Consider the following 25,064-nt stretch of genomic DNA (forward strand, 5'->3'; position numbering starts at 1 on the left):
CCGTTAGGCCGTCAGTTACGCAGCAATTGCGAGCGCCTCATTATCGTTGGCACTTGTGGTTATGAACGGTTTTACGGCGCATTCAGGCCGGTCGGCAGCTAAGACTTTATTGCACTCGTCGATCCTGTTTCGCCCCCATCAGCAGCAGCGGAGTTCCCGGTCGATAAACCCGAAGCACCCGCGGCTGGTGGTGGAGGCGCCGGGGTACTGCCCCCCGGGTCCGAAATGCCTATTCCACTCAACACTCTACCGACATAGCCGAGTTGCCCCGGCGCGCCCTAGATAGGGTTTTTCCATCGCTTCCACAAGGAAGGCCGGCGGCCGGAAGGTGTTTCGCGGCGCGGCTGGAACCGCACCCGCGCACTGGCGTTGGTCGCGCCACTGCTGTTAAGGGTCAACGCCGCAACAGCGATCACAAAGGGATTGAACCACATGAACAAGATGTCTTTCGCGCTTCTCGGCGCCGCTTCACTGGCGCTCGCCGCGTGCGGCGGCAAGGGCGACGACAGCCTCGGCGACAATGTCGCGGAGAATTATGACGCCGCCGCCGAGAACCTCGACGCGATGGCCGGCAACGCCGCCAACGAGGCCGAAGCTGACGCGCTGGGCAACCAGGCCGAGGCGCTGCGCGACGAAGGCGAGCGCAAGGAAGAAGCAATCGACGACGCCGATGTCGACGCCGGCAACAAGGCCGAGGCCGACGCCGCCGTCAACGGCATGTAATTTCGCTGATTGCAGCGACATTCGGGGACAAGCCGCCGCCTTCGGGCCGGCGGCTTTTTCTTTGCCCGCGCTTGGCCTAGCGCAGCGAAGATGAACGACCCCGCGATCCCCGCCGCGACCCTGATCGTGGCCCGCGACCGGCCCGGCGCCGCGCCCGAACTGCTGATCGTCGAGCGCGCCGAGGGCATGGCGTTCGCCGGGGGGGCGCTGGTGTTCCCTGGCGGGCGGATCGATGCGGCCGACGCCGAGTTCGCCGCGCGGCTCGGGCTGGGCGACGGCGGTGCGGCGGTTGCCGCGGTGCGAGAGACGCTGGAGGAAACCGCGGTCCCGGCGGGTCTCGACCCGGTGCCTGGCGCCGCATTGGCGCGGGCGCTGCAGGCGGCGTTGCTGGCCGGGGCGGATTTCGCCGGGCTGCTCGACGAGCACGGGCTGACGCTGGACGCGGCCGCGCTGACGCCGTTCGCGCGGTGGGTGCCGAAATTCCACGCTGTGCGCCGCTTCGATACCTTGTTCCTGGTTGCCGCGGCGCCGCCCGGGGAATGGCGGCCCAATGCAATCGAAGGCGAGTGCACCGGCGCGTTCTGGCTGCCCGCGCACGAGGTTCTCGAGCGCGACAAGCGCGGCGAGGCGCGGCTGATCTTCCCCACCCGGCGCAACCTCGAGCGGCTCGCCTTGCACGGCAGCGTGGCCGCGATCCGCGCCGACGCGGCGGCCTACCCGATCGAGCCGATTATCCCGTGGGTCGAGGAGCAGGCCGGCGAGCGGTTCGTCACCATACCCGGCGATCTCGGTTACCCGGTAGTGCGCGAGAAGCTCGAGGGGCTGTGGGGCGGCTGATGCGCGCGGCGCTCGGCTGGCTGGTGGTGCTGGCGCTGCTCGCGCTCGGCGGCTGGTGGGCGCGCGACTACGTCCGCCGTCACCCGCAGGACGTGCCATGGACCACGCTCGACCTGGCGCATCCGGTTGGCCGCTTCACCCCCGCCAAGCTGGCCGCGCTGGGCGACGATTCGCCGCAGTGCCGGGCGTTGCTGAGCGCAGCGGGCGCGGGCGATATCCCCGCGCCACCGCGCCGGGGGGTCGCCGGATGCGGATACGACGACGGGATGCGGCTCGCGCGTGAAGGTCGCAACGCAGCGTTCGCGCCGGCCGGGCTGGTCACCAGCTGCCCGGTGGCCGCGGCCTTGCTGCTGTTCGAGCGCCATGTGCTGCAGCCGGCTGCCCAGCGCCATTTCGGCCAGCCGGTCGCCGCGGTCGATCATGCCGGGAGCTATAGTTGCCGCCGCCTGTATGGCCGCGCCGAGGGCCCGTTTAGCGAGCATGCCACCGCCGACGCGGTCGACATTATCGGCGTCCGCCTCGCCGACGGGACGCGGGTCAGCGTTCTTGCGGACTGGAGCGCGGGCGGGCCCAAGCAGGCCTTCCTGCGCGACATCCGTAACGGCGCGTGCCGCTTGTTCGCGACGACATTATCGCCCGATTACAACGCCGCGCACGCCGACCATTTGCACCTCGACCTCGCCCGGCGCGGGCAAATCGGCTGGACGACGTGCCGCTGAGCAGCGCGAGTCGCGGCGCGCGGTGACAAAAAAGGGGACCCGCCGCAGCGGATCCCCTCCTGATCACGGCTTGAAGCCGGATTTATTTCAGATGGTTCGAAAGATGCTTGTTCATCTCGAACATCGTGCAGCGGTCCTTGCCGAAGACCTTGCGCAATTTGTCGTCAGCAACGATTTCGCGTTTGTTCTGAGGGTTTTGAAGGTTGTTCTTGCGAATGTGATCCCACACCTTCGAAACCACCTGGCTGCGCGGCAGCGGGTCGCTGCCGGTGATCGCCGCAAGTTCCGCCGATGGCTGAACCGGGCGGGCCAGTCCGCCGCCTGCTTTCCTAGGTGTACCCGTCGAACTTTTTGCCATGTGGCCCTCCTGTTGATTCCCCCTTGGTAGAGCGCAATCGCAGGGGCTTTGCAATGGGCGCTACGCTCTTGCGCTCAAGATTGAGTTGGACCGAACGGAACGACGCGGTTGGCGGCGTCGTGGCCGATGTCGGCGCGGCCGCCGAACACGATGCCGGCGCGGGCGCACCAGTCGGCGACGATGGCCGCTTCGTCATGCCCGAAAACGGGGTCGTTGGCGGGAACGTCGGACACCCGGCCGAGGCGGAGGCGGGCGATCGAACGGATGTTGGCGCTGGCGGTGACATGGAACATCAGGCGGTCGATGCGGTAGTGATGCTCGCTGACTTCCTCGACCAGCAGATCAACGCCGGCGAGGTCGGGCTCGAGCGGGGTGCCGAGCAGCATTGCGAGCACGGTCAGGTTGAACGCCATCGCGGGGGGTTGCAGGTCGGACTCGAGCGCGGCGGCGTCACGGTGCGCGAACCATCTGAATGCGCGGTCGATGGCGGATTCGCCGCCGTTGCGGAGGATGTCTTGCGGCATCGGGCCGTGGGCGACGGTGAGGCCTGCCTTGTGGAACGCGGCGAGGAGGAAACCGGCGTCGCTGTAGCCGACGTAGGATTTGCCGCGCGCCGCGTCGGGCAAATCGGCGGCGGCGGCTTCGGCGATGCGGTTGGAGCCGTAGCCGCCGCGCGCGAACCATACCGCGTCGACCGTCGGGTCGGCCATCACCTCGCGCAAAGCGGCGAGCCGCTCGCGGTCGCTGCCGGCGAAGTGGCCGTCGCTGAGGAAGCACTGCGGGTGGATGACGAGCTCGCAATCGCCGCGCGCGGCAGCCAACGCCGCAACCTGCGCGGCGGCATCGCGGCTCAGCGCGCAACTCGGGGCGACCACCGCAATCTTCATCCCGCCCCCACTGGCCATAGCGCTCGCCCGACAAATAGGGCAGTCCTGCCGCCACTGACCAGCGTCTAAATGGGGGATTGCCGCATGGCTCGCCGCTTTATCCTGGCCCTCGGCCTGCTCGCCGCGGGGTGCGCCACCGCCCCTGCCCCCGCCCCCGCCCCGCTTGTCACGGCCGCGCCATTCGATGTCGTGATCCGCGGCGGGACGATCTACGACGGCTCGGGCGGAGCGCCGTTCGTCGGCGACGTCGCGCTCAACGGCGACCGCATCGCGTTTGTCGGCCCGCGCGCGCCGGCGCCGGGGCGGCAGACGCTCGACGCGACGGGCCTGGCGGTGTCGCCCGGCTTCATCAACATGCTGAGCTGGGCGCCGGTCAGCCTGATCGAGGACGGCCGCGGCCTCGGCGACATCCACCAGGGCGTCACCCTCGACGTGTTCGGCGAGGGCGAATCGATGGGCCCGCTGACGCCCGAAATGAAAGCGCTCGAGCTGAAACGCCAGGGCGACATCAAATATGACATCAGCTGGACCACGCTCGGCGGCTATTTCGACCACATGGAGCGGCGCGGGATTTCGACCAACATCGCCTCGTTCGTCGGCGCGACTTCGGTGCGCATCCACGAGCTCGGCGAGAGCGATGTCGACCCGACGCCCGCGCAGCTCGAGCGCATGCGCGGCCTGGTCCGCGCTGCGATGCAGGAAGGCGCGCTGGGGGTCGGCTCGTCGCTGATCTACGCGCCGGCCAATTTCGCCGAGACCGACGAGCTGGTCGCGCTGGCCGAGGAGGCAGGCAAATGCGGCGGCATGTACATCAGCCACATGCGCGACGAGGGGCCCAAGCTGCTCGAGGCAATCGATGAATTGGTGACGATTTCCCGCCGCTCCGGCGCGCCGGCTGAAATCTATCACTTCAAGCAGTCGGGGCGCGCCCATTGGGACAAGATCGACGCCGCCATCGCGCGCGTCGACGCCGCCCGCGCGGCCGGCCTTCGGATCACCGCCGACATGTACACTTACCCGGCAAGCTCGACCGGGTTCGACGCGGCGTTCCCGCTGTGGGTGCAGGACGGCGGGCTCGAGGCGTGGGTCGAGCGGCTCAGCGACAAAAGCACCCGCGCCCGCGCCTTGGCCGAGATGCGCGGCCCCAAGGCGACCGAGAACACCAAGCTGGTGGTCGAGGAACCCGACAAGGTGCTGCTGGTCGGCTTCAAGACCGACGCGCTCAAGCCGCTCACCGGGCGTACCCTGGGCGAGGTCGCGCGCGAACGCGGCAAGCCGGCCGAAGAGGTCGCGGCCGACCTCATCGTCGCCGACGGCACCCGCATCCAGGTGGTCTATTTCGGGATGAGCGAGGACAATGTCCGCCGCCAGATCGGCCTGCCGTGGATGAGCTTCGGCTCCGACGCGGCGTCGATGGCGCCCGAAGGCGTGTTCCTCAAGTCGAGCACGCACCCGCGCGCCTACGGAACGTTCGCCCGGCTGCTGGGCAAATATGTCCGCGACGAGAAGGCCACGACACTGCCCGACGCGATCCGCCGCCTGACCTCGTTCCCCGCCGCCAACCTCGGCTTGCGCGAGCGCGGGTCGCTCCGGACCGGCTATTATGCCGATGTCGTGCTGTTCGACCCGGCGACGATCAAGGACCATGCGACCTTCGCCAAGCCGCACCAGCTCGCCACCGGGGTGCGCGACGTATTCGTCAACGGGGTTCAGGTGATGCGCGGCGGCGCCCATACCGGAGCCAAGCCGGGCCGGGTGGTGCGCGGCCCGGGGTGGACCGGCTGGCCCGGCGGCGGGGCGTGCAAGTAGACGGCTGGACCAATAAATCCGTTCGTGTCGAGCGACGTCGGGACACGCGTCCGAGCAAAGTCGAGAAAATAAACCTCGGCTGCGCTCGGCATAGTCCCTCGACTTCGCTCGGGACGAACGGGAGGGTTTGGTCCGGGTGAACGGGGAAGAAAGTTACGCTCTAGCCAGCGTGGACTCGACCCAATAGGGCCGCGCGAATGAGTGATACCGACATCTTCTTCTGTGGCATCGGGGGCAGTGGGATGCTGCCGCTGGCATCGATCGTGCGCGCGTCTGGTGGGCGGGTTGCCGGTTCCGACCGTTCGCTCGACGCCGGGCGGCTGGCGCCAAAATTCGATTATTTGAAATCGCTCGGCATATCGCTGTTCGCACAGGACGGGTCGGGGCTGCAGCCGGGGATGACCTTGGTCACTTCGGCGGCGGTCGAGGACACGATTGCCGACGTCGTCCGCGCGCGCGAGCTCGGGCTCGAGCATGTCACCCGGCCGCAATTCCTCGCCCGCCTGCTCAACTCGGCGCAGCGCAGCGTGGCGGTTGGCGGGACCAGCGGCAAATCGACCGTGACCGGGATGATCGGCTGGATCCTCCACGCCTGCCATCGCCAGCCGACGGTGATGAACGGCGCGGTGATGAAGAATTTCGTCACCCCGTCGGCGCCGTTCGCGTCGGCGCTGGTCGGGGACCCCGAATTGTTCGTCAGCGAGGTCGACGAGAGCGACGGGTCGATATCGCTGTACCGGCCCGAGGTCGCGGTGCTGACCAACATCAGCCTCGACCACAAATCGATGGACGAATTGCGCGGGCTGTTCGCGGGGTTCCTCGGCGCGGCCAAGAAAGCGGTGCTCAACCTCGACGATCCAGAAACGCGCGCGCTGGCCGAGCTGGTGACCGCCGACAAACGCATCGGTTACGGCTTCGACAGCCCGGGCGCCGATTTGCTCGGCAAGAACCTTGAGCTGCTGCCCGACGGGGTGACCTTTTCGGTGACCAGCGATGGCGAGCGGCACGCGGTGAGCCTGCCGGTGCCGGGCCGCCACAACGCCTCGAATGCGCTCGCCGCGCTGGGTGCCGCGCGCGCGCTCGGCGTACCGCTGGCTGACGGGGCCGCGGCGCTGGCGCGGTTCGCCGGATTGAAGCGGCGGATGGAGACGGTCGGCACCGCGGGCGGCGTTACCGTGATCGACGATTTCGGGCACAACCCGGACAAGATCGACGCCACGCTGGCAACGCTGCGCGCCCAGCCGGGGCGGCTGCTGGTGATGTTCCAGCCGCATGGCTTCGGCCCGCTGGCCAAGATGGGCGACGAGCTCGCCGCGAGTTTTGCGCGCGGGCTGGCCGCCGAGGACATCTTGTTCCTGCCCGACCCGGTCTATCACGGCGGGACAGTGGACAAGGCGCGCGGGACCGACTGGCTGGCGGCCGCGATCGGCCCCCAGGCGCGCCATATCCCCGACCGCGCGGCGATCGGCGAGGCGCTGGTGGCCGAAGCGAAGCCCGGCGACCGCATCGTCATCATGGGCGCGCGCGACGACACCTTGTCCGATTTTGCCGCCGAGCTGGTCGACCGGCTGGCGCGGCGGAACTGAACCGCGCGTCCGGCGTCGGGCGACCATGGCCAAACCAGGCAGCGCGACCGGGTGGAAAGTGCCGCGCGACGAGCGCGATGCTTTGCTGGCGCGCTTCAAGCCGCGCTACGGCCAGGTGGTCGCCGATCATGTCACGCTGCGGGTCGGGGCGACCGCCAAGACGCCGCTGCCGCGCGAGGTGGCGGCGCGAATCGTCGGGCGCGGCGACGACGGCAAGGGCGTCGAGTGCATGGTGGTCGAGATCGACGGGACGACCGACCGCCCCGACGGCTCGACCTACCACATCACCTGGTCGCTCGGGCCGGGGCGCAAGGCGGTCGAGAGCAATGACGTGCTGCGCGATCTGGGCTGGACGCATCTCGACAGCGCGGTCGCGGTGACGCTCGAGCCGGCGCGGTTCTGAATGCCAAAGCTGTTCCTCGATTGCGACGGCGTGCTCGCCGATTTCGATGCCGGGGCGACCGCGCTGCTCGGGATGACGCCGCGCCAGTATGAAGCGCGCAAGGGACGCGGCGCGTTCTGGAAGCGGCTTGCCAATGCGCCCGATTTCTACGCGACCTTGCCCGAGATGCCCGACGCGCGCGAGCTGTTCGACGCGGTCGCGCATTTGGAGCCGACCATCCTGACCGGCCTGCCGCTGGGCAAATGGGCGGCGCCGCAAAAGGAAAAATGGGCGACCGAGCATTTCCCCGGGGTGCCGATCATCACCTGCATGGCGCGCGACAAGCACAAATATATGGCGCGCGGCGACGTGCTGGTAGACGACCGCGAGAACCATCGCGCGGCATATGAGGATGCCGGCGTGATCTTCGTCCACCACGTCAGCGCGGCGGACAGCATCCGTCAATTGGCCGAGATTTTTCCGGGCGTGAAGTCGCCAGCCTAAGCGGCGGCGGCGATGTCGACTTTCTCGACCCACTCCGGCCAGAACACCGGCTCGCGGTTGGACCAGCCGGGGGCGGTCGCGGCGCTTTCGCTGATCGACTGCAGCAGCACGCGGCGGCGATCGGGGTGGAGGTGCGGGAGCGACGCCGCGGCGCAGAACGCCGACGGCAGCCACGGCCGCGCCGATGCGCCGATCAGCCGCTCGTAGAGGAAGCGGTAGGCGGCGAAATTGGGCAGGCGGTCCTGGCCGAGGTCGAACGCCGAGAGCGTGATCAGCATGCCGATGAACGGGTCGATCATGTCGAGCCCGCTGTCGTCGGGGACCTGCATGCGCAGGTGATCGAGTTGCTTGTAGAGGCGGGCCTGGGCGCGGATCGAGGCGCTCTCGCCTTCATCGCGCGACCAGCATTCGATGGCGTCGCGGCGGCCGTAGGCAACGTCGAGCGAGCGGCGGATGTAACGCTGGGTCGCCTTGGGGAACCCCGCGAACTCCTTCATCTCCGAGATCAGCATCGCGCCGCTTGCCGGCTGGCTGGTCCGCGTGATCATCAACCCGACTCCTATTGCCTCGGGGGAGTCATGCGGCCGGTGTGGTTTCTAAACGCTTAACCACTGACCCACCCCTTGTTCAGGATTGAATCAGAGGGAGAGGGGCGCGGCAATGTAAATATCTCACGCGGGCACACTATGCGGCGCGAGTGTTGATTTAATGCAACGCAGTGACGATTCCGTGACGGTTGCGCAACTATTCCGGGAAGGTCGACGAGGGCGCCGGCTTGTCGCTTTGGCCGGGCTGGACCGCGGCCGACGGATCGGAGGCGTCCATCGACTGGTCGCTGCCGATGTCGACCTTGGTGTCGAGATCGTCGGGATTGTCCTTGAGCTTGCGCTCGAGGCCGCGCTCGGGCGGCGCGGGGGTGACGATGGGCGGGGCGTCGGTTGGCGGCGTGTCGGGGCGGTCGTCGTTCACGGTGGTTCCTTGGGTCAGAGTCTAGTCCGTCAACGATAGAGGGGGCGCGCCGTTCCTGCGCTGGTCGATACATCTGGCGTTCATGTTTCGACCGGCGGTGGCGCCCGTTCTGCCAACACCGGTGTCAGCGATTGCCCCGGCGCCGCCCGCGCCGGTAGAAGAGGGCGATGTACGCAGATTCCTCATCCTACCGCTCGGGCCGCTTCGCCGACTGGCCGCTGGCGCTGAAATCGATCCTCGGCTTCTGGCTGTTCTATTACGCCACGGTGGTGGTGCGCGCGTTCCTCGGCCACGACCCGGGCACGGTGCTGCTCAACCGCGCTTACTCGTTGGCGTTCGGGATTACGCTGACCGCGGTGATCTATGTCGTGCTGTCGCTGCTCGCGGGCGGGGCCACCCTCAAGCGGCGGATCGTGATCGGGCTGATCGCCTCGCTGCTGGCGGGCGCGTCGCAATCGCTGCTGCTGATCGGCGCCGACAGCTTCCTCGACAAGCCGCAGGACGAATTCCGCTTCACCTCGCGCGAAGGCTATACCGTGGTCGAAACCGGCAACGAGATGAGGATCGAGCGCGACGGCGCCGAGCCGCTGGTGCTGACCTGGCCGCGGGTCACCCAGCTCCACCAGTGGGACCAGTTCCGCATCGCGCTCGACATGGCGGTGACCTGGTCGTTCTTCTTCGCCGCGTGGAGCGCGTTCTACATCGCCATGCTGGCGCAGGCCGACGCGCTCGGCGCCCGGCGCCGCGCGGCGGAAGCGGAAAGCGCCGCGCGCGCCGCCCAGGTCCGCGCGCTGCGCTACCAGGTCAATCCGCACTTCCTGTTCAACACGCTCAATTCTCTGTCGTCGCTGATCATGTCCGACCGCTCGGGCGAGGCCGAGGGGATGATCCTCAAGCTGTCGACCTTCTTCCGCTCGAGCCTGTCGCTCGACGCCTCGGCCGACATCAGCCTGGCCGAGGAGATCGCGCTGCAGAAACTCTACCTCGACATCGAGAAGGTGCGCTTCCCGCGCCGGCTCAAGGTCGAGATCGACGTGCCGCCCGAGCTCGAGAGCGCGCGGCTGCCGGCGCTGATCCTCCAGCCGGTGGTCGAGAATGCAATCAAGTACGGGGTTTCGCCGACGACCGACAAGGTGACCCTCAAGATCTCCGCGCGCGAGGCAGGCCCGGGGCGGCTGACGATCGAGGTCAGCAACAGCGGCAAGCCGTCGCCTGGCCTCGACGACGAGCTGCATGGCACCGGGCTCGGCCTCGAGAATGTCTGCCAGCGGCTGCAGGCCCGCTTCGGGCGCGCCGCGAATTGCGAATTTGGCCCGCTCGCCGGCGGCGGCTATCGTGTCGCGATGACACTGCCGCTGGACCGGACCGATGGGTGACGAAACCGAGCTGAAAGTCCTCATTGCAGACGACGAACCGCTCGCCGCGGAGCGCCTGCAATTGTTGCTCGCGCGGTGCGAGGGGATCGACCTCGTCGGCACCGCCAGCGACGGCGACAGCGCGGTGCGCATGGCCAAGGCGCTCGAGCCCGACGTGATGCTGCTCGACATCGCCATGCCGGGGCTCGACGGGATCGACGTGGCGCGCGCCTTGGCCGAGGCGCGCCCGGCACCGGCGGTGGTGTTCGTCACCGCGTTCGACCAGTTCGCGGTCGCCGCGTTCGAGGTCGCCGCAGTCGATTATCTGATGAAGCCGGTCGACCCGGCGCGGTTGCAGCGCGCGCTCGGCCGAGCCCGCGCCTACGTCAAACGGCGCAGCGGCGACGGCGCCCCGCCCGCGCGCAAAGGCTCGCAATGGCTCGATGAGTTCTGGGCGTCGGACCTGACGGGACTGGTGCGGATCGCCGCGCGCGATGTCGACCGGGTGTCGGCCGAGCGCGATTACATGCGGCTCCACGTCGGCCGCCGCAGCTGGCTGATCCACCATTCGATGGCCGCGCTGGAGGAAGGGCTCGACCCCGAACTGTTCGTCCGCCTGCACCGCTCGGCGATCGTGCGGCGCGACTTCATCACCGGCTTCACGCGCAACCCGTCGGGGCGGTGGATCGCACGGCTGGGCGACGGCAACGAGCAGCCGGTTGGGCGGCTTTATGCCGACCGCGTGCGCAGCATCGCAGGACGCTGAACTCTCCGTAAATCAAGTGCGCCCGACCGCCGGCACGATGCTGAACCGGCGGCCGGACGCACGGGTGGGCCACACGCTCAAATCAGCGCGGCCGAGACTGCGGCAGCCTGGGCCACGGTCGGCAGGACCAAAATCGCCGACACCGTCGCCGCCACCATCATGACCAGCATTTTCATCTCGAAACTCCACTTAACAAAGGGTGCGGCGCGAACCCTCCTGAGGGACGAGGGCCTGTTTCGCGCCGCATTTGAGGGAGTAGGACGCGGCCCGACGCTTGTCGCCGCGCGCTCGACCAGAGCGTCGGCCGGTTCGGCGGCGGGCGGGATCGGGCGACGAACGGCGTTGGTGCGGCGGCGATTCGACGAACGGCGGTCAGCTGGCCGCGTCGGCCTTGCCGTCCCCGTCCCGATCGCCCTTGCCCGCGCTGCGATCGACCGCGGTGGTCGCGGCGACATCCATCGTGACATTGCCGACGGTGCGGAAGATGTCGGGGATGTTCTCGACCGCGACGAGCAAGGCGAGCGGTCCGGGCGGCACCCCCATCGCAATCGCGATCGGCGCGATCGAGGTAAAGAAGCTGATTTGCCCGGGCAGGCTGACCGCGCCGTAGCTGACCACTGCCGCGACCGCGATCCCGGCCACCATGTTGGCGGTCGAGATTTCAATCCCGAGCCAGTGCGCGACGTAGATGGCGACCGCGATGTTCATCGCCGGGCCGGTGGCGCGGAACAAGGCGACGGCGAGCGGCAAGGTGACGTCGGCGACGCGCTGGCTGACCCCCATCAGCCGCGCCGCGGCGAGCATCGCGGGGAGCGAGGCCAAACTCGATTGGGTTGAAATAGCGACCGCCTGCGGTGCGATCATGCCGCGCCCGAATGCCAGCGGGCTGTAGCCGCCGGCGAGCCACGCCACGACGTAGGCGGCAAGCGTGACTAGGATGCCGAGCGCGGACACCAAAACGATGTAATGGAGCACCCCGGCGAAAGCCGCGCCGCCGGCGCCCGCGCCAACCGCGAACGCCAGAGCGAACACCCCGAGCGGCGCCACCCACAGCACCCAGCCGATCACCACCAGCAAGGCATCGGCGATGGCGTCGAAGAAATTGACGATGGCGCGGCGCTTGGCGGCGTCGATGCGGGTGATCGCCAGCGCGAACAGCAAGGCGAACACTACCAGCTGCAGCACGTCGCCATTGGACGCGGCGGCGACGACGTTGGCGGGGATGATGGTGCGGAAGAAATCGGCGACCTGGGGCACGGTGTCGGGGACCGAGCCGGGATCGAGCGCGGCGAGACCGGCGCGCATCGCATCGGCGGCGGACTGCGGCAGCGGGAAGAGATCGAGCAGCAGCGGCATCATTACCGCGCCGAACACAGCCGACGAGGTGCACACGATGAAAAACCACAGGATCGAGCGCCCCGCGATGCGCCCCGCCCGCGCCGCCTCGGCGCCTTTGGCGACCCCGGTCACCAGCAGCGCGACGATCAGCGGGATGACGGTCATCTTCAAGGCGTCGAGCCATAGCCCGCCGACCATCGACGCCGCGCGCAGCGCCGGCTCGCGCAGGCCATCGCCGAGCGAGGACGCAAACGCCCCCGCCGCCAGCCCGGCGGCGAGCGCGGACAGCACGATCCACGCCCGCGCGCCCTGGATTGGTTGCGCGGCGGCGGCTTCGGCGCGTTCGCTCAACTGGGCTTCCGGAACTTGAACGCGAAGCGGTCGGTCTTGCCGCGGATCTTCTCGTCGAACACCAGCAGGCTATGGTCGTCGGCGGGGTTGCGCAGCAGGTCGCTCTCCCCTTCCAGCACGAACCCGGCGCGCTCGAAATCGGCGCGCACTACCGCGGGGTCGATGCGGTGCAATTTCTCGACCACTTCGCGGGTGTCGCCGCCGGGCGCCGCGGCATGGTCGATGATGGCGAGGATCGCGCCGGGCTTCATCGCCGCGAACAGCCGCGCCAGCCACGCCTGCGGCTCCATGCGCGGGATCTTGCGCTCCTCGCTCTGCCAATAGACGTCGTGATAATCGAGATTCATGATCATGAAGTCGTAGGCGTTGGTGCCCAGCGCGGGCGCCTCGAACGGGGTGTAGATCAACGCGGTATTGCCCTGACGCCCGGCGAACTCGGCGAAATCGGCCTTGCGCTTATCGTTGAGGAACTGGGTCGGGTTCCACACGATGACCTGGCCCTGGGGGCCGACCGCGGGGGCGATGATCTCCGCCCAATAGCGGTTGCCGCCGAACATATCGATCACCCGCATGCCCTGTTCGAGCCCCATGAAGGCGAGGATCTCGGCCGGCTTGCGATTGGCGTCGAGCTTGACGTTGTCGGGGGTGCGCCCCGGGGCGGCGAGCGCCGTCGCGACATCGGCGGGCGCGGCGTGGACCGCCGCGGGCAGCGCCGCCGTAAGTGCCAGTCCGATCGCCAAAGCCAGTGCGCGCATGTGATTTCTCCCACCTGTCGCGCCAGTGACTAGCTTTGACGCGCGCGCCGCGCCAGCCTCTAGCGCGCGGTGGGATCGGCGACGCGGCCGATGAACAGCAAGGCGCCGGTCGGCCGGTCGCGGAGCACGAAGAGGAACGGGTGGTCGGCGCGGAATTGCGGGCCCTCGAACGACATCGCGCCGGTGACCATGATGTCGACCGCGGTGACCGCCGCGGCCTCGGTGCCTTTTTCGTCGAGCTTGAGGAAGGTGCTCTGCAGCACGCGGCTGATTGCCAGCGGCTCGTTGGCGATGCCGGAGAGATCGGCCTGGTCGGTGAAGGCGATCCCCATGCCCATCGCCATCAGCGGCCCGTTGAGGCTGAACGAGCCCGAGAACTCGGCCTTGGGGATGCGCACCTCGACCGGGCGCAGCGGCGCGGAGTCGAGCGCGGCGAGGCGGCGGGCGAGGTCGTCGCCGGATAGGCGGCGCTCGAGCGCGGCGAGGCCGTCGCGTTTCCGCGGCAGGACCAGGCTCAGGCTCATGCGGCCGTCGGCGTAGGGCAGATCGAGGATCTGTGCGTCGCCGTCGTCGACCATCCGATAGTCGCCGATGCGGTGCATCAGGGGCGCCTGGACGGTCTTGCCCGGCGCGAAAAAATCGGCGGCGCGGGTGGCGGTGGCGTCGAACTGGTCGGCCCAGTCGGCGAGCAGATAGACCGCGTTGGTGATGACCAGCCGGGTGGCGTCGAACGGCGGGTCGATGACGTGGGGCACGCGGCCCTCGGTGTTGGCCTTGGCCCAGGCGTTGATGCGCCTGGCGGCCGCCGCGCCCTGGCGGAAATCGAGTGTCGCGACCTCGGCGTCGAGCTCGCTCCTGGCGGCGGCGACGAATTCGGGGTTGGGGGTGAGGTCGTGCGCCAGCCACAGTGCGTTGGCGATATCGACCCGCCCCCCGGCGCGTTTCTCCGCCAGCGAGCGCAACATCGCGCCCGTCGGGGCGAGCACGTCGCCCGCGCCAAACCCCATCGCGCGGCCGATCGCGGCGCGCGTTTCCCCCCGCGCCCCCGCCGCCACCGGCGCCAGCGCGCCGGTGAGGCTGACGGGTGATAACGCGAGATTGCCGGACTCCTCGGCGGCGACCTCGCGATACAGCGCGACGCCCGAGGCGAAGGTCGATTGGCCGATCGTGGTCGGCACGGCCGCAGCTGGCAACGCAGCGGGAGAAACGCTCGGCGGCGGCTCCGGCGTTGCGGCACACCCGGCCAGCAGCAACAAAGGCGCAACCCATTTCATCGTTGTCAGGAGACAGCCGCGCGCCTTGCTCCCCGCTGAACGCCTGCGTCCGGCGTCACATTCATAATTTCCAACGCAATGTTCCGCTCAGCGCATCTTTCGCCGGCTTCCCGTCCAGTCCAACCGCCGGGGTGAACTTCGCCCGCTTCAGGATCACCGCGCATGTCTGGGCGTCGAGCGCCGCAGCTCCGCTGGTCTCGGTCAGGGTACAATCCGCTACGGTGCCATCCTCTTTGACCAAGATAACGAAGCGAACCTTCCCTTCGTTGTCGCCGTAAAGTGCGTCCCGCGGATAATCGTCACTGCTGAAGAAACTGGCAACATTGCCCATTGCGCGGGACCTCAGCGTCGTGGTCGGACCGAGCCCTTCGTTCACGTTCCATACTTTCACGAGATCGGCGACGCATGAGTCCATCAGCTTGAGTAGGCCATCCATGCTGGTCAGCGCGAAGCGCTCGTGCAGCCCCTTGCTAGCGATCGCGAGGCTGAGCGCCTGACGCATGGGAGCGAACTGTTCGATGGTCAGGTTGACCATGTTCACCCGCCGCTGCGTCGACTTGCTGGTGTAGGCGAGTAGGCTCACGTCCAGCGGTGGCCGCTCATCGATCGTCAATCTAGCATCTCGCTGCTCGTCCGCGCCGCCGGCGGCCGCTCGCATCACCGCAATCTGCATTACCTTGCCCAAGGGGGGTGCCTTCAAGACCAGGTAGAGCGGTTTTTGCGGCGTCCCGTAATTGCGCGAGGCGACGCACTGCGCATCGTCGAAATTTACGACCCATTTCTCGGTTGGGTTGAGCGGAGCTTCGGAACGGGCAGCGGCGCTCATGGTCAGGCACACGCAAACCAAGCCTGTCAGGGACCGGCGCATCCACATTCTCCGCGTCGCAATCGTCCCGAGCGCGGCCACCCTAGCTCAAGCCGCCTGCGCCGCGCCAGCCTTCTCCGCCGCCATTGCCTGGATCAGCTTGAGCGCCTCGTGCGCCGACAGCGCCGAGCCTTCCTGCCACAGGCCGACATAGGACAGATGCTCGCCGGCGAAGGTGATCGGGCCTTCGGGTTTGAGCAGCTCGGCGTAGCGCGCGGTGCGGCCGGTGGCGTCCCAATTGGGGCCGATCGCGCCGACCCCTTCGGACCACGGCACCATGCCCCAGCCGACGCTGACCCCCTTGCCCAGTAGCCGCGATTTGCCCGGGTGCAGCGCCTCGACCGATTCGGCGCTGATCCGCAGGCGCTCCGCGTTACTCAGATTGGCGAAGCGGTCGGGGTTGCCGGGGTTGGTCCAGCCCGCGACATAGGCCGCCACCAGCACGCCTTTCTCGGCGTGGAAATTGTCCGACGGATAGATCAGATTTTCGTTGAGGCGGTCGGTCCAGGCGAGGCCGCCGTAGAGGTAATCGTCGGTCTCCCAGAAGCGCGGCGCCTCGAACGCGACCTTGACGCTGCGCAGATAGTCGATGCCTTGCAGCGCGGCTTTCTTGGGCGGCGAGAAGTCGCTGGGGATCCGCGAGAGCAGGTTGGCGGGCAGCGTGCACACGCAATAATCGGCCTCGGTCGTGCCGCCGCGGTGCTCGATGCGCACGCGCTCCCCGGCGCGGCGGATCGCGGTGACCGGGGTGGCGAAGCGGACCAGCGGCCGGACCTCGGCGTGGAGCGCCTCGGCAATGCGGTCCATGCCGCCGACCGGCTGCAGCATCGGCGCCGCCATGTCGAACACATGCTCGAACAGGAACGGCATCGCCGCGCTGCCGAACGGGGCGATCGACTTGGGCATCAATTGATTGAGCGCCATGGCGGGATGCGGTTTTCCTTCGCGCGCATAGCCGCCGGGCTCGACGTCATAGCCCGAGCGGCCGTCAGGGGTGTAGCGGCCCTGGCGGTCGAGCCCGGCGTAGAAGGCAAGGAACTGGCGGAACGCCTCGAGCTCGCCCTTGGGCATCGCCTGGTCGAGGGCGCGGCCGTCGATCGCCTTGGCGAGGAGCTCGCCGATGCGGCCGTCCATGTCGCGCAGCATCCGGCCTTCGCGCACCACCTTGCCGCCGAAGTCCCACCCCGCGCCGCGGTTGGAATTGACCATCACCTCGAGCGGGACGTTGAGCCGACGCGCGTAATCGAGGATCAGGCGGTGGGTCGACGGGATGCGCGCGGCGCCGGCGTTGAAGTACAAGCCTTTGTCGAACTCGGCGCGCTGGAGCGGGCGGCCGATCTGCGCCACCGCATCCCCGCCGCGCACCGTCCACACCCGCCCGCCGACGCGGTCGCGCGCTTCCAAGATGCTGACGGCGTAGCCGGCGCGCTGAAGCTCGTAGGCCGCGACCAGCCCGGCGATGCCGGCGCCGAGGATGACCACGCGCTTGCCGTTGCCGCTGCCGGGAGGAAGCGAGAAATGCTCGGCGCCGGCGGGGGTTTGGCGCGCCATCCCCATCGCTTCCATCGCCAGGAACACCGCGCTGGCGCCGCCGACGGCGCCGAGATCGGTCAGCAGCCTGCGCCGCGTGATCGCCATTCCCTGTGCCCCCTCTATGGTGTCCTGGTCGTGCTCCGTGCCCGCGCCGCGGTGACCTCGATCTCGGCCAGCCAGCCGGGATCGACCAGCCCCGCCACCTGCATCGTCGAGCGCGCCGGTTTGTTGGGCTGGGCGGCGGTCCCGAACCGCTCGCGATAGGCGCGCATCATGCCGCCGAAATCCATTTGCGCCTTGCCCGGCGGGGCGACCAGGAACACTCGCATCATCACGACGTCGCCCAGGCCCAGCCCGTGCGCCGCGAGCGCCGTCTCGATCTTGCCCAGCACCGAGCGGGTCTGCGCCTCGGTGTCGCCAAAGCGCGCGACCGAGCCGGCCGGGGCAGCGGGGTCGACGGCGTCGGGCACGGTACCGCTGATGTAGACCAGCTCGGCATCCGCGAGGACCGCGACCGAGCCGGAAATCGGAGAATCGGGCGCGCCGATCCGCACCACCTCGCCGCCCGCGGTAGCGGCGCTCGCGCTGGCACAGGCCGCCAGCATTGCACCCAGCGCGGCGACACCGATTGTTCGCATGCGACTCGCCCCCCGGCCCCCGATCGGGGCAGGATGACAGGGAATCGCGCCCTGCGCCTCAAAAAAGCTCGGGCCTGCGGTATCGCCCCGGCGCGCCGTGCGTTGTTGCCTTCAGATAAACGGTTTCATCAAGGGAGTAGAGTTCGATGACCGACGATATCCGCAAGGACGACATCACCACCCTCAACACGCTGACCGCGACGCTGATCGACAGCGTCAAGGGCTTCGAGGACGCCGCCGCCAACATCGAGGGCGACAGCAACCTCCAGCAGCAGTTCCGCTCGCGCGCGACCGAGCGCAACCAGGCGGTCGAGGAGCTGCGCGCCGAAGTGCGCCGGCTCGGCGGCAATGCCGAGGACGACGGCTCGTTCCTCGGTGCCACCCACCAGCGCTTCCTCGACTTGAAGGCGGCGGTGATGGGCCGCGACACGCAGGCGGTGATCAACGAAGTCGAGCGCGGCGAGGACTATCTCAAGGAGAAGTTCGAGACCGCGCTGGGCCTGGATTCACTGAGCAGCGAAACCCGCAGCGTGATCGAACGCGCCTATCAGTCGGTCAAATCGGGCCACGACCAGATGAGCGCGCTCAAGCACGGCATGGAAGGAACCAACGCATGAGCATCTTCGGTAAGATCAAGGACGCCATCTTCGGGCGCATGGATCCGGGCGCGGGCAACCGGCCGCAGATCCCCGCCGGCTGGGATGGCGGGCCGCCGGCCGGGACTCCGGGCGCGTCTCCCGCTCCGGGCACCACCATGCAGGACGTCGACGTCGAGCAGGTGCTGACCCAGATCCAGTCCGACAAGGGCAATCCGGACCTCAATTGGCGGACTTCGATCGTCGACTTGATGAAGTTGCTGGGGATCGATTCGAGCCTCGACAACCGCAAGGAACTGGCGACCGAGCTGGGCTACACCGGCGCCACCGACGGCAGCGCCGAGATGAACATCTGGCTGCACAAGGCGGTCATGAAGGAATTGGCCAAGAACGGCGGCAAGGTGCCGTCGAACCTGACCGACTAATTCCAACCGACTGACCCGGATCGATCCGGGGAGGGCGCGGGGCGGCGGGCACCAGTACCGCCGCCCCGCCTTTTTTGTGCGCCCGGCCCGAGCGCGCGGATGTCAGCGCGCGCCGAAGATCAGCTTGACGTGGTTGCGGAATAGCCGCGTCTGGCGCCCCATCAGCCCCTCGTCGTTGAGCGCTTTCGAGAGGATGATCGCGCCCTCGACGATGGCGGTCAGATTGTCCGCCAGCGCGTCGAGATCGACGTCGCCTTTGGGCGGATGGTCGGCCGCGATCTCCTTGAACCACACCGCGAACCGCCGCCGCATGCGCAGCAGATAATCGACGTTCATTTGTTTGACTTCGGCGTCGAACATCCGCTCCTGGTAGGTGATCGAGGCGACCATGCAGCCGGGGTGAAGCACCTCCATGTCGTCCATCATCTGGGCGTAGATGTTGAGGAAGATCAGCAGGCTCTGGAGCGGGTCGTCGCTGAGCTCGCGGGCGCGCTTGGCCAGCGTGTCGATGATGCCTTCGTCCTCGGTCAGGAAGCGGTCGAACAGCTGGCGGGCGAGGTCGTTCTTGTCCTTGAAATGGTAGAAGAAGCCGCTCTTGGTGATGCCGGCGGCTTCTACGAGCTCCTCGATCGAGGTCGCCGCAAAGCCTTTTTCGACGATCGCCAGATAGGCGATGTCCATGATCCGCTCGCGGGTCCGTTCGCCCTTCGATTGCGGCCCCGGGTCCAACTGTACCGCGGGTCCGGTTTTCTCGACCAGCTTCTGCACCATCGCCGTCCGTCCTCTTGTCCGCGGGCGCTAAGTTACACGAAAACCTCGGCAACTCCCAAGCCCTGTCGAACCGACCGCGTGCCTGCTAGAATGCCCCGCGCTCGCGCCGGTAAAAATGGCCCCACAATTTCTCGCACATCTGGGGGACGAAATGATTGGGCTTTACCATTATGTCGCGCTCGGGCTGTTTGCCGGCTTCGCGCTGCTTGAATTGGTGGCGCGCGGGCGGCAGTTCCCGGCGGTCACCCGCTGGCGGCTCAAGGGCGCGGGCTTCATGCTGCTGTACCTCGCGCTGGCGACCTATGCGCCGTTGTTCTGGGACGGCTGGCTCGGCCAGTATCGCCTGTTCGCCGCCGACACGCTGCCGCTGTGGGCGCAGATCGCGGGCGGTTTCCTCGCGCTGGAGGCGGGGATCTACGCGTGGCACCGCACGATGCACAACACGCCGTTGCTGTGGCGCTGGTTCCACCAGATGCACCACAGCGCCGAGCGCATCGACATCTGGGGCGCGCTGTACTTCCACCCGTTCGACACGCTCGGCTTCACCTTCGTCGGCAGCCTGGCGCTGGTGCTCGGCTTCGGGGTCAGCGCCGAGGCGGGGATCGTGATCAACCTCGTCGCCACCTTCATGGGGCTGTTCCAGCACGCCAACATCCGCACCCCGCGCTGGCTCGGCTATGTCATCCAGCGCCCGGAGAGCCACAGCGCGCACCACGAGCGCGGCGTGCATGCCCGCAATTACGGCGACCTGCCGATCTTCGACATCCTGTTCGGCACCTTCCACAACCCCGCCGACTTCACCGGCGAGGTCGGCTTCTTCGACGGCGGCTCGCGCAAAGTGGGGCCGATGCTGGCCGGCAAGGTGATCGCATGAGCCGCGTCCGCTTCGCCCTCGCCTTGCTCGCCTTGGTGTTCAGCGCGATCGGCGCGCCCGCCGCGTTCGCCGCGGCGCCGGTCGACCAGGCCAGTTGGGCCAGCCACAAGCGCACGGTGCAGCTGCCCAACGGGGTCAAGCTGGCTTATGTCGAGCTCGGCGACCCCAAGGGCGCGCCGCTCCTGCTGCTCCATGGCTTTACCGACACCAGCCGCAGCTGGTCGCTGATCGCGCCGTACCTCGACGGCTACCGGTTGATCATCCCCGACCAGCGCGGCCACGGCGCGGCCGATGCCCCGGCCTGTTGCTACGCGACCTCGGTGATGGCCGAAGATGCGCGGCTGCTGCTCAACGCGCTGGGGATCGACAAAGCGGCCGTCGCCGGCCATTCGATGGGCTCGATGATCGCCATCTCGCTGGCCGCCGACCATCCGCAGCGGGTCTCGAAAATCGTCCTGATCGGGTCAACCGCGCTGGTCCCGGTCAAGCGCGGCGACTGGCTGTTCGACGAGGTCTCGGCGCTCAAGGCCCCGCTCGATCCGAACTCGCCGTTCATGAAGGAATGGCACCCGTCGAACCAGCCAACGCCGATCGACCCGGCCTTTGCCACGGCCGGGATGGACGAGCTGCTCGCCGTCCAGCTGCACGTTTGGCGCGGGGTGATGCGCGAACTCGCTCTGGTGCCGGTCGGTCGACACGCCGCCGACGTCAAGTCACCCGTGCTGATCCTGTCCGGCGGCAAGGATCCGTTGTTCCCGGCTGAACACCACGCGTCGCTGGTCAAGGCGTTCCCCGGCGCCGAGGCGCATGTGTTCGCCGATTTGGGCCACAATCCGCTGTGGGAACGCCCGGCCGAGCTCGGCCGCGTCATCGACGCCTTCCTCGCCCGATAAACGGCACGCGCGTCGCCGAACCGTCATAAATCTGCTATGCCGGGCCTTCGCAGCAGATGGAGGTGCTCATGCGCCCGCTTCGCTTCGCGGCCCTTGCCGCGGCCCTGCTCACGCTGGCCCCGCCGGCGTCCGCAAAAAAGCAACTGACCTACCAGCCGACGGTGACCGTCACCTTGACCAGCCACAGCTTCGCGCCCGACCCGATCCGGCTGGCTGCCGGGCGGCCGGTGCGGCTGGTCATCATGAACCGCGCGGGCAAGGTCCACGACTTCACCGCGCCGCGCTTTTTCCGCGCCGCACGGATGATCCGCGGGCGCGTGCCGGGCGGCGCCATCCAGCTTGCCGCCGGGCGCGGCGCGACGATCGATTTGATCCCCGCGCGCGGCAATTACAAACTGCACTGCGACCAGTTCGGCCACTCGCTGCTCGGCATGAAGACACGCATCGTGGTCGAGTGAGCGCCTAGCGCCGCGCCAGCAGCCGCTGGACCGCCGCGTGGCGCGCCGCCTCGTCACCGCCCAGCCGCTCGAGCTGCTCCCGCAACGCGTCGAGCTCGGCCTCCGACAGATGCTCGATACCGATGAAGGCGTTGCGCGAATGGCCGCCGGCGCGGATCAGTTCGTCGAGCTTGGCCTGGATCGCCGAGCCGTCGCGGTTCTGCGCATTCTGGATCAGGAACACCATCAGGAAGGTGACGATGGTGGTACCGGTGTTGATCACCAGCTGCCACGTGTTCGACCAGTTGAACAGCGGCCCGGTGACCGCCCACACGATGACGATCGTCAACGCCAGCACGAAGGCCACGGGCCGCCCCGCAGTGGCGGCGACGCGGCCTGACAGATGTTCGAAGAAGTGGTTCATGATGTGCCCCCGGTTTGCGGGAGCAGCATAGCAGCACGGCCACGAAGGTCACTCGCAGCGCTGCCCGGACGCGCAGCCAGGCCCCAACGGAAATGGGGGCCGGCATTGCTGCCAGCCCCCACTGCGCCGAGCGAAGGATCCGCCGGTGTTCGCTAGCTTGACGACCCGAAGGCCTTCCGCTCCTCGATCCTGGCTCACCAGCTCAGGCGTCGCTTCCCATCGCAGCGGCCCGAAGGCCTCACTTTCCCAAACTTCACCCCCCGAGGGGAGATCGGTCCGGGTCCGCTCATGCTCCGTCCGAAGACGAGGCAACCCCGATGTTTCACGGCCCTTCTTGGGACAACCTCTCCACTCGTCCCGCTTTGCCCGCCGCACTCCGAAGAATGCCTTGGGCCGCGTCGCATGCGGAGGAAGATCATCTCTTCCGGCGCCTCTTCCCGGCTGACTTCCGAAGTTGCTCCGAAGAGCGCCTTCAATCGCCTGCCGGCAGAGATCGGAACCTTGGTCACTGCCGCTTCCGCTTGCCGTTGCCGGCCGTTGGAGAGGCTGCGACCGCCGTCCCGATCACCCATTCGTTATGACCCTCGCCCCGAGTCGCGCAAAGCGGAATCTGCGGCGCCAAGCCTGTGGATAACGGGGATATCGGGCACAATCGCCGGAACCATCCGCGATTGCGCGAATCGCCCCCTCCCCCTAGTCCCGCCAAGTGCCTGAATCCCCGTCCCTAACCCCCGAGCCCGCCTACCTCGCCGGCTTGAACCCGCCGCAGCGCGAGGCGGTGCTGACCGTCGACGGGCCGGTGCTGGTGCTGGCCGGCGCGGGCACCGGCAAGACCGCCGCGCTGACCGCGCGCCTCGCCCATCTGATCGCCACCCGCCGCGCGTGGCCGAGCCAGATCCTCAGCGTGACCTTCACCAACAAGGCGGCGCGCGAGATGAAGGAGCGCGTCTCCGCGATCTCCGGCGGGGCGATCGAAGGGATGCCGTGGCTCGGCACCTTTCACAGCGTCGCCGCCAGGATGCTGCGCAGCCACGCCGAGCTGGTCGGGCTGCAGTCCAACTTCACCATCCTCGACACCGACGACCAGCTGCGCGTGCTCAAGCAGCTCATCGCCGCCGCCAACCTCGACGAGAAGCGCTGGCCGGCGCGGCAATTGGCAGGGCTGATCGACCGCTGGAAGAACCGCGGCTGGACCCCGGCGCAGATCGACGCCGCCGAGTCCGAAGGGTTCGCCGCCGGCCGCGGCGCCGAATTCTACGGCGCCTAACAGGACCGCCTCAAAACCCTCCACGCGTGCGATTTCGGCGACCTTTTGCTGCACATACTGGTCATCTTCCGCCGCCACGAGGATGTCCTCGCCGCCTACCGCGAGCGCTTCCTCTACATTCTGGTCGACGAATATCAGGACACCAACCAGGGCCAGTACGAATGGCTCAAATTGCTCGCCGAGCCGCGCCGCAACCTGTGCTGCGTCGGCGACGACGACCAGTCGATCTATTCGTGGCGCGGCGCCGAGGTCGCCAACATCCTGCGCTTCGAGCATGATTTTCCGGGCGCCGCGATCATCCGCCTCGAGCAGAATTACCGCTCGACCCCGCACATCCTGGGCGCCGCGTCGGGCCTGATCGCGCAGAACTCGGGCCGCCTCGGCAAGACCTTGTGGACCGAGCAGGCCGAGGGCGACCCCGTAAAAATCATCGGGGTGTGGGATGGCCCCGAGGAAGCGCGCCGGATCGGCGAGGAGATCGAGGGTTACGCGCGAAATGGCGGCTCGTTCGACGATGTCGCGATCCTTGTCCGCGCGCAATTCCAGACCCGCGAGTTCGAGGAGCGCTTCATCGCGATCGGGCTGCCGTACCAGATCATCGGCGGCTTCCGCTTCTACGAGCGCGCCGAGATCCGCGATGCGCTGGCCTACCTTCGCCTGGTCGTCCAGCCGGCCGACGACCTCGCCTTCGAGCGCATCGTCAACCAGCCCAAGCGCGGGCTCGGCGACAAAGCGGTCGCCGCCATCCACCGCCATGCGCGGGCGACGCGGCAACCGCTGCTGCTCGCCGCCGCGGCGATGCTCGACAGCGCCGAGCTGACCCCGCAGGCGCGCCGCTCGCTCGGGCGCTTCATCGGCGATATCGCCAAGTGGCGGACGCAGGCGGCGGAGCTGCCGCATCCCGAGCTGGCGCGCATCCTGCTCGACGAGAGCGGCTACACCGCGATGCTTCAGGCCGACCGCTCGGCCGAAAGCGCCGGCCGCCTCGAGAATTTGACCGAATTGACGCGCGCGATGGAGGAATATGAAACGCTCGGCGCGTTTCTCGAGCATGTCAGCCTGGTGATGGACAATGACGCCAACAAGGCGGTCGAGAAGGTCACCATCATGACCATCCACGCCGCCAAGGGGCTCGAATTCCCCAACCTCTTCCTGCCCGGGTGGGAGGAAGGCGTGTTCCCCTCGCAGCGCGCGATGGACGAGGGCGGCCTCGCCAGCCTCGAGGAAGAGCGCCGCCTGGCCTATGTCGCGATCACGCGGGCACGGCACAAGGCGACCATCCTCCACGCCGCCAACCGCCGCATCTACGGCCAGTGGACCAGCTCGCTGCCAAGCCGGTTCCTCGCCGAGCTGCCCAAGGAGCATGTCGAGGAAGAAACCACGATGACCGGCGGCGAGAGCCTGTGGCGCGCGCAGTGGAGCGAGCGCGCCGACCCGTTCGCGCACCTCGCCGCGGCGCAAAGCAACCGCGCCAGCGCGCGCGGCCCCGGCTGGCAGCGCGCCTCCGGCGGCCGCTTCAACGCCGAGCCGCAGCGCGTGTTCGAGGCGCGCGCCTCCGCCGTCAGCCTCGGCAACAAGGGCCGCGACGATCTGTCGCTCGGGCAGCGCGTGTTCCACGGCAAGTTCGGCTACGGCACGATCGCCGTGATCGAGGGCAACAAGCTCGAGATCGACTTCGAGCATGCCGGGCGCAAGCGGGTGCTCGACTCGTTCGTCAGTGCCGGCTGA

General features: G+C 68.2%; 26 protein-coding genes, 1 other RNA gene and 1 pseudogene. 15 read left to right on the forward strand and 13 right to left on the reverse strand.

All coding sequences use genetic code 11. The annotated features are described in order from the left end of the window. Nucleotides 1-312, reverse strand: a transfer-messenger RNA (tmRNA) gene (gene ssrA / locus RMP08_RS05305); the annotation flags it as partial. 120 nt (nt 313-432) lie between these two features. On the opposite strand from ssrA, the gene RMP08_RS05310 reads away from it, so the two are divergent. The 3 genes from RMP08_RS05310 to RMP08_RS05320 all read left to right on the forward strand — a co-directional run bounded on the left by RMP08_RS05310 (nt 433) and on the right by RMP08_RS05320 (nt 2,279). After that, on the forward strand, nt 433-723 hold the full coding sequence (locus RMP08_RS05310) for a hypothetical protein (RefSeq protein WP_310467955.1): 291 nt from the start codon (nt 433-435) through the stop codon (nt 721-723). Between the two features lie 90 nt (nt 724-813). After that, on the forward strand, nt 814-1,560 hold the full coding sequence (locus tag RMP08_RS05315; protein WP_310467956.1) for an NUDIX domain-containing protein: 747 nt from the start codon (nt 814-816) through the stop codon (nt 1,558-1,560). Next, a complete protein-coding gene (locus tag RMP08_RS05320; RefSeq protein WP_310467957.1) occupies nt 1,560-2,279 on the forward strand; it encodes an extensin family protein in 720 nt (239 codons plus the stop codon). Before RMP08_RS05315 ends, RMP08_RS05320 begins: the two co-directional genes overlap by 1 nt. A gap of 82 nt (nt 2,280-2,361) precedes the next feature. Here the strand turns inward: RMP08_RS05320 and RMP08_RS05325 are convergent, their stop codons facing one another. Both RMP08_RS05325 and RMP08_RS05330 read right to left on the reverse strand, forming a co-directional pair. After that, on the reverse strand, nt 2,362-2,637 hold the full coding sequence (locus RMP08_RS05325; RefSeq protein WP_310467958.1) for an SWIB/MDM2 domain-containing protein: 276 nt from the start codon (nt 2,635-2,637) through the stop codon (nt 2,362-2,364). A 74-nt stretch (nt 2,638-2,711) separates the two neighbouring features. Continuing rightward, a complete protein-coding gene (locus tag RMP08_RS05330; RefSeq protein ID WP_310467959.1) occupies nt 2,712-3,524 on the reverse strand; it encodes an LD-carboxypeptidase in 813 nt (270 codons plus the stop codon). A gap of 84 nt (nt 3,525-3,608) precedes the next feature. Between RMP08_RS05330 and RMP08_RS05335 the strand changes: the two genes are divergently transcribed. The 4 genes from RMP08_RS05335 (at nt 3,609) to RMP08_RS05350 (ending at nt 7,805) form a co-directional block, all read left to right on the forward strand. Further along, nucleotides 3,609-5,333, forward strand: a complete 1,725-nt coding sequence (locus tag RMP08_RS05335; protein WP_310467960.1) for an amidohydrolase family protein — start codon at nt 3,609-3,611, stop codon at nt 5,331-5,333. A gap of 197 nt (nt 5,334-5,530) precedes the next feature. Next, a complete protein-coding gene (gene murC / locus RMP08_RS05340) occupies nt 5,531-6,919 on the forward strand; it encodes a Mur ligase family protein (protein WP_310467961.1) in 1,389 nt (462 codons plus the stop codon). Nucleotides 6,920-6,944: 25 nt separating this feature from the next. Then, entirely contained in the window at nt 6,945-7,322 is a 378-nt protein-coding gene (locus RMP08_RS05345; protein WP_310467962.1) for a hypothetical protein, read from the forward strand. Beyond that, nucleotides 7,323-7,805: a 5' nucleotidase, NT5C type gene (locus RMP08_RS05350; protein ID WP_310467963.1), complete on the forward strand. Its 483-nt coding sequence runs from the start codon at nt 7,323-7,325 to the stop codon at nt 7,803-7,805. On the opposite strand, the gene RMP08_RS05355 is transcribed toward RMP08_RS05350, so the two are convergent. Both RMP08_RS05355 and RMP08_RS05360 read right to left on the reverse strand, forming a co-directional pair. Further along, nucleotides 7,802-8,353 carry a hypothetical protein gene (locus tag RMP08_RS05355; RefSeq protein WP_409049773.1) on the reverse strand — a complete coding sequence of 184 codons (552 nt, stop codon included), beginning with the start codon at nt 8,351-8,353 and terminating at the stop codon, nt 7,802-7,804. The genes RMP08_RS05350 and RMP08_RS05355 overlap by 4 nt on opposite strands. Nucleotides 8,354-8,549: 196 nt before the next feature. Further along, nucleotides 8,550-8,774 carry a hypothetical protein gene (locus RMP08_RS05360; protein ID WP_310467964.1) on the reverse strand — a complete coding sequence of 75 codons (225 nt, stop codon included), beginning with the start codon at nt 8,772-8,774 and terminating at the stop codon, nt 8,550-8,552. A 167-nt stretch (nt 8,775-8,941) separates the two neighbouring features. On the opposite strand from RMP08_RS05360, the gene RMP08_RS05365 reads away from it, so the two are divergent. Together RMP08_RS05365 and RMP08_RS05370 are read left to right on the forward strand one after the other, a co-directional pair. After that, on the forward strand, nt 8,942-10,150 hold the full coding sequence (locus tag RMP08_RS05365; protein WP_310467965.1) for a histidine kinase: 1,209 nt from the start codon (nt 8,942-8,944) through the stop codon (nt 10,148-10,150). Continuing rightward, nucleotides 10,143-10,895 carry a LytTR family DNA-binding domain-containing protein gene (locus tag RMP08_RS05370; protein WP_310467966.1) on the forward strand — a complete coding sequence of 251 codons (753 nt, stop codon included), beginning with the start codon at nt 10,143-10,145 and terminating at the stop codon, nt 10,893-10,895. The genes RMP08_RS05365 and RMP08_RS05370 overlap by 8 nt, the downstream gene beginning before the upstream one ends. A gap of 372 nt (nt 10,896-11,267) precedes the next feature. Here RMP08_RS05370 and RMP08_RS05375 read toward each other — a convergent pair whose 3' ends face one another. From RMP08_RS05375 to RMP08_RS05400, 6 genes are all read right to left on the reverse strand, one after another. After that, nucleotides 11,268-12,584: a dicarboxylate/amino acid:cation symporter gene (locus tag RMP08_RS05375; RefSeq protein ID WP_310467967.1), complete on the reverse strand. Its 1,317-nt coding sequence runs from the start codon at nt 12,582-12,584 to the stop codon at nt 11,268-11,270. Beyond that, nucleotides 12,581-13,339, reverse strand: a complete 759-nt coding sequence (locus RMP08_RS05380) for a methyltransferase (RefSeq protein ID WP_310467968.1) — start codon at nt 13,337-13,339, stop codon at nt 12,581-12,583. The genes RMP08_RS05375 and RMP08_RS05380 overlap by 4 nt, the downstream gene beginning before the upstream one ends. Before the next feature lie 59 nt (nt 13,340-13,398). Then, nucleotides 13,399-14,517 carry a serpin family protein gene (locus RMP08_RS05385; RefSeq protein ID WP_310467969.1) on the reverse strand — a complete coding sequence of 373 codons (1,119 nt, stop codon included), beginning with the start codon at nt 14,515-14,517 and terminating at the stop codon, nt 13,399-13,401. A 157-nt stretch (nt 14,518-14,674) separates the two neighbouring features. Beyond that, on the reverse strand, nt 14,675-15,439 hold the full coding sequence (locus RMP08_RS05390; protein ID WP_310467970.1) for an energy transducer TonB: 765 nt from the start codon (nt 15,437-15,439) through the stop codon (nt 14,675-14,677). A gap of 87 nt (nt 15,440-15,526) precedes the next feature. Beyond that, nucleotides 15,527-17,116, reverse strand: a complete 1,590-nt coding sequence (locus tag RMP08_RS05395; protein WP_310467971.1) for an FAD-dependent oxidoreductase — start codon at nt 17,114-17,116, stop codon at nt 15,527-15,529. A 14-nt stretch (nt 17,117-17,130) separates the two neighbouring features. Beyond that, nucleotides 17,131-17,649, reverse strand: coding sequence for a RidA family protein (locus RMP08_RS05400; protein WP_310467972.1), 519 nt, complete (start codon nt 17,647-17,649; stop codon nt 17,131-17,133). A gap of 146 nt (nt 17,650-17,795) precedes the next feature. Between RMP08_RS05400 and RMP08_RS05405 the strand changes: the two genes are divergently transcribed. Further along, nucleotides 17,796-18,266: a PA2169 family four-helix-bundle protein gene (locus RMP08_RS05405; protein WP_310467973.1), complete on the forward strand. Its 471-nt coding sequence runs from the start codon at nt 17,796-17,798 to the stop codon at nt 18,264-18,266. Further along, nucleotides 18,263-18,670, forward strand: coding sequence for a DUF3597 domain-containing protein (locus RMP08_RS05410; protein WP_310467974.1), 408 nt, complete (start codon nt 18,263-18,265; stop codon nt 18,668-18,670). Before RMP08_RS05405 ends, RMP08_RS05410 begins: the two co-directional genes overlap by 4 nt. Nucleotides 18,671-18,772: 102 nt before the next feature. Here RMP08_RS05410 and RMP08_RS05415 read toward each other — a convergent pair whose 3' ends face one another. Further along, entirely contained in the window at nt 18,773-19,441 is a 669-nt protein-coding gene (locus RMP08_RS05415; protein WP_310467975.1) for a TetR/AcrR family transcriptional regulator, read from the reverse strand. Nucleotides 19,442-19,592: 151 nt separating this feature from the next. Here RMP08_RS05415 and RMP08_RS05420 point away from each other — a divergent pair, with 151 nt between their 5' ends. The 3 genes from RMP08_RS05420 (at nt 19,593) to RMP08_RS05430 (ending at nt 21,666) form a co-directional block, all read left to right on the forward strand. Beyond that, nucleotides 19,593-20,315 (forward strand): sterol desaturase family protein, encoded by a 723-nt coding sequence (locus RMP08_RS05420; protein ID WP_310467976.1) that lies wholly within the window; start codon nt 19,593-19,595, stop codon nt 20,313-20,315. Beyond that, nucleotides 20,312-21,208: an alpha/beta hydrolase gene (locus RMP08_RS05425; RefSeq protein ID WP_310467977.1), complete on the forward strand. Its 897-nt coding sequence runs from the start codon at nt 20,312-20,314 to the stop codon at nt 21,206-21,208. Before RMP08_RS05420 ends, RMP08_RS05425 begins: the two co-directional genes overlap by 4 nt. Nucleotides 21,209-21,276: 68 nt before the next feature. Then, complete coding sequence (locus tag RMP08_RS05430; protein ID WP_310467978.1) at nt 21,277-21,666, forward strand: cupredoxin domain-containing protein; 390 nt, start codon at nt 21,277-21,279, stop codon at nt 21,664-21,666. Nucleotides 21,667-21,670: 4 nt separating this feature from the next. Here the strand turns inward: RMP08_RS05430 and RMP08_RS05435 are convergent, their stop codons facing one another. Further along, the gene (locus RMP08_RS05435; RefSeq protein WP_310467979.1) at nt 21,671-22,069 is read right to left on the reverse strand and encodes a low affinity iron permease family protein; all 399 of its coding nucleotides are present in this window, start codon (nt 22,067-22,069) and stop codon (nt 21,671-21,673) included. Between the two features lie 706 nt (nt 22,070-22,775). On the opposite strand from RMP08_RS05435, the pseudogene RMP08_RS05440 reads away from it, so the two are divergent. Further along, a pseudogene (locus tag RMP08_RS05440) lies at nt 22,776-25,064 on the forward strand (ATP-dependent helicase).

It is taken from the genome of Sphingomonas sp. (genome assembly GCF_031426035.1).
Lineage (GTDB): Bacteria > Pseudomonadota > Alphaproteobacteria > Sphingomonadales > Sphingomonadaceae > Sphingomicrobium.

Excerpts from the sequence above, each read along its gene's own strand:
- RMP08_RS05435 (WP_310467979.1), bottom strand. The coding sequence starts at position 22,069 with ATGAACCACTTCTTCGAACATCTGTCAGGCCGCGTCGCCGCCACTGCG.
- RMP08_RS05390 (WP_310467970.1), bottom strand. The coding sequence starts at position 15,439 with ATGAGCGCCGCTGCCCGTTCCGAAGCTCCGCTCAACCCAACCGAGAAA.
- RMP08_RS05320 (WP_310467957.1), top strand. The coding sequence starts at position 1,560 with ATGCGCGCGGCGCTCGGCTGGCTGGTGGTGCTGGCGCTGCTCGCGCTC.
- RMP08_RS05370 (WP_310467966.1), top strand. The coding sequence starts at position 10,143 with ATGGGTGACGAAACCGAGCTGAAAGTCCTCATTGCAGACGACGAACCG.
- RMP08_RS05335 (WP_310467960.1), top strand. The coding sequence starts at position 3,609 with ATGGCTCGCCGCTTTATCCTGGCCCTCGGCCTGCTCGCCGCGGGGTGC.
- RMP08_RS05310 (WP_310467955.1), top strand. The coding sequence starts at position 433 with ATGAACAAGATGTCTTTCGCGCTTCTCGGCGCCGCTTCACTGGCGCTC.
- RMP08_RS05380 (WP_310467968.1), bottom strand. The coding sequence starts at position 13,339 with ATGCGCGCACTGGCTTTGGCGATCGGACTGGCACTTACGGCGGCGCTG.
- RMP08_RS05400 (WP_310467972.1), bottom strand. The coding sequence starts at position 17,649 with ATGCGAACAATCGGTGTCGCCGCGCTGGGTGCAATGCTGGCGGCCTGT.
- RMP08_RS05430 (WP_310467978.1), top strand. The coding sequence starts at position 21,277 with ATGCGCCCGCTTCGCTTCGCGGCCCTTGCCGCGGCCCTGCTCACGCTG.
- RMP08_RS05315 (WP_310467956.1), top strand. The coding sequence starts at position 814 with ATGAACGACCCCGCGATCCCCGCCGCGACCCTGATCGTGGCCCGCGAC.
- RMP08_RS05365 (WP_310467965.1), top strand. The coding sequence starts at position 8,942 with ATGTACGCAGATTCCTCATCCTACCGCTCGGGCCGCTTCGCCGACTGG.
- RMP08_RS05325 (WP_310467958.1), bottom strand. The coding sequence starts at position 2,637 with ATGGCAAAAAGTTCGACGGGTACACCTAGGAAAGCAGGCGGCGGACTG.
- murC (WP_310467961.1), top strand. The coding sequence starts at position 5,531 with ATGAGTGATACCGACATCTTCTTCTGTGGCATCGGGGGCAGTGGGATG.
- RMP08_RS05420 (WP_310467976.1), top strand. The coding sequence starts at position 19,593 with ATGATTGGGCTTTACCATTATGTCGCGCTCGGGCTGTTTGCCGGCTTC.
- RMP08_RS05410 (WP_310467974.1), top strand. The coding sequence starts at position 18,263 with ATGAGCATCTTCGGTAAGATCAAGGACGCCATCTTCGGGCGCATGGAT.
- RMP08_RS05425 (WP_310467977.1), top strand. The coding sequence starts at position 20,312 with ATGAGCCGCGTCCGCTTCGCCCTCGCCTTGCTCGCCTTGGTGTTCAGC.
- RMP08_RS05345 (WP_310467962.1), top strand. The coding sequence starts at position 6,945 with ATGGCCAAACCAGGCAGCGCGACCGGGTGGAAAGTGCCGCGCGACGAG.
- RMP08_RS05415 (WP_310467975.1), bottom strand. The coding sequence starts at position 19,441 with ATGGTGCAGAAGCTGGTCGAGAAAACCGGACCCGCGGTACAGTTGGAC.
- RMP08_RS05350 (WP_310467963.1), top strand. The coding sequence starts at position 7,323 with ATGCCAAAGCTGTTCCTCGATTGCGACGGCGTGCTCGCCGATTTCGAT.
- RMP08_RS05330 (WP_310467959.1), bottom strand. The coding sequence starts at position 3,524 with ATGAAGATTGCGGTGGTCGCCCCGAGTTGCGCGCTGAGCCGCGATGCC.
- RMP08_RS05355 (WP_409049773.1), bottom strand. The coding sequence starts at position 8,353 with ATGATCACGCGGACCAGCCAGCCGGCAAGCGGCGCGATGCTGATCTCG.
- RMP08_RS05395 (WP_310467971.1), bottom strand. The coding sequence starts at position 17,116 with ATGGCGATCACGCGGCGCAGGCTGCTGACCGATCTCGGCGCCGTCGGC.
- RMP08_RS05405 (WP_310467973.1), top strand. The coding sequence starts at position 17,796 with ATGACCGACGATATCCGCAAGGACGACATCACCACCCTCAACACGCTG.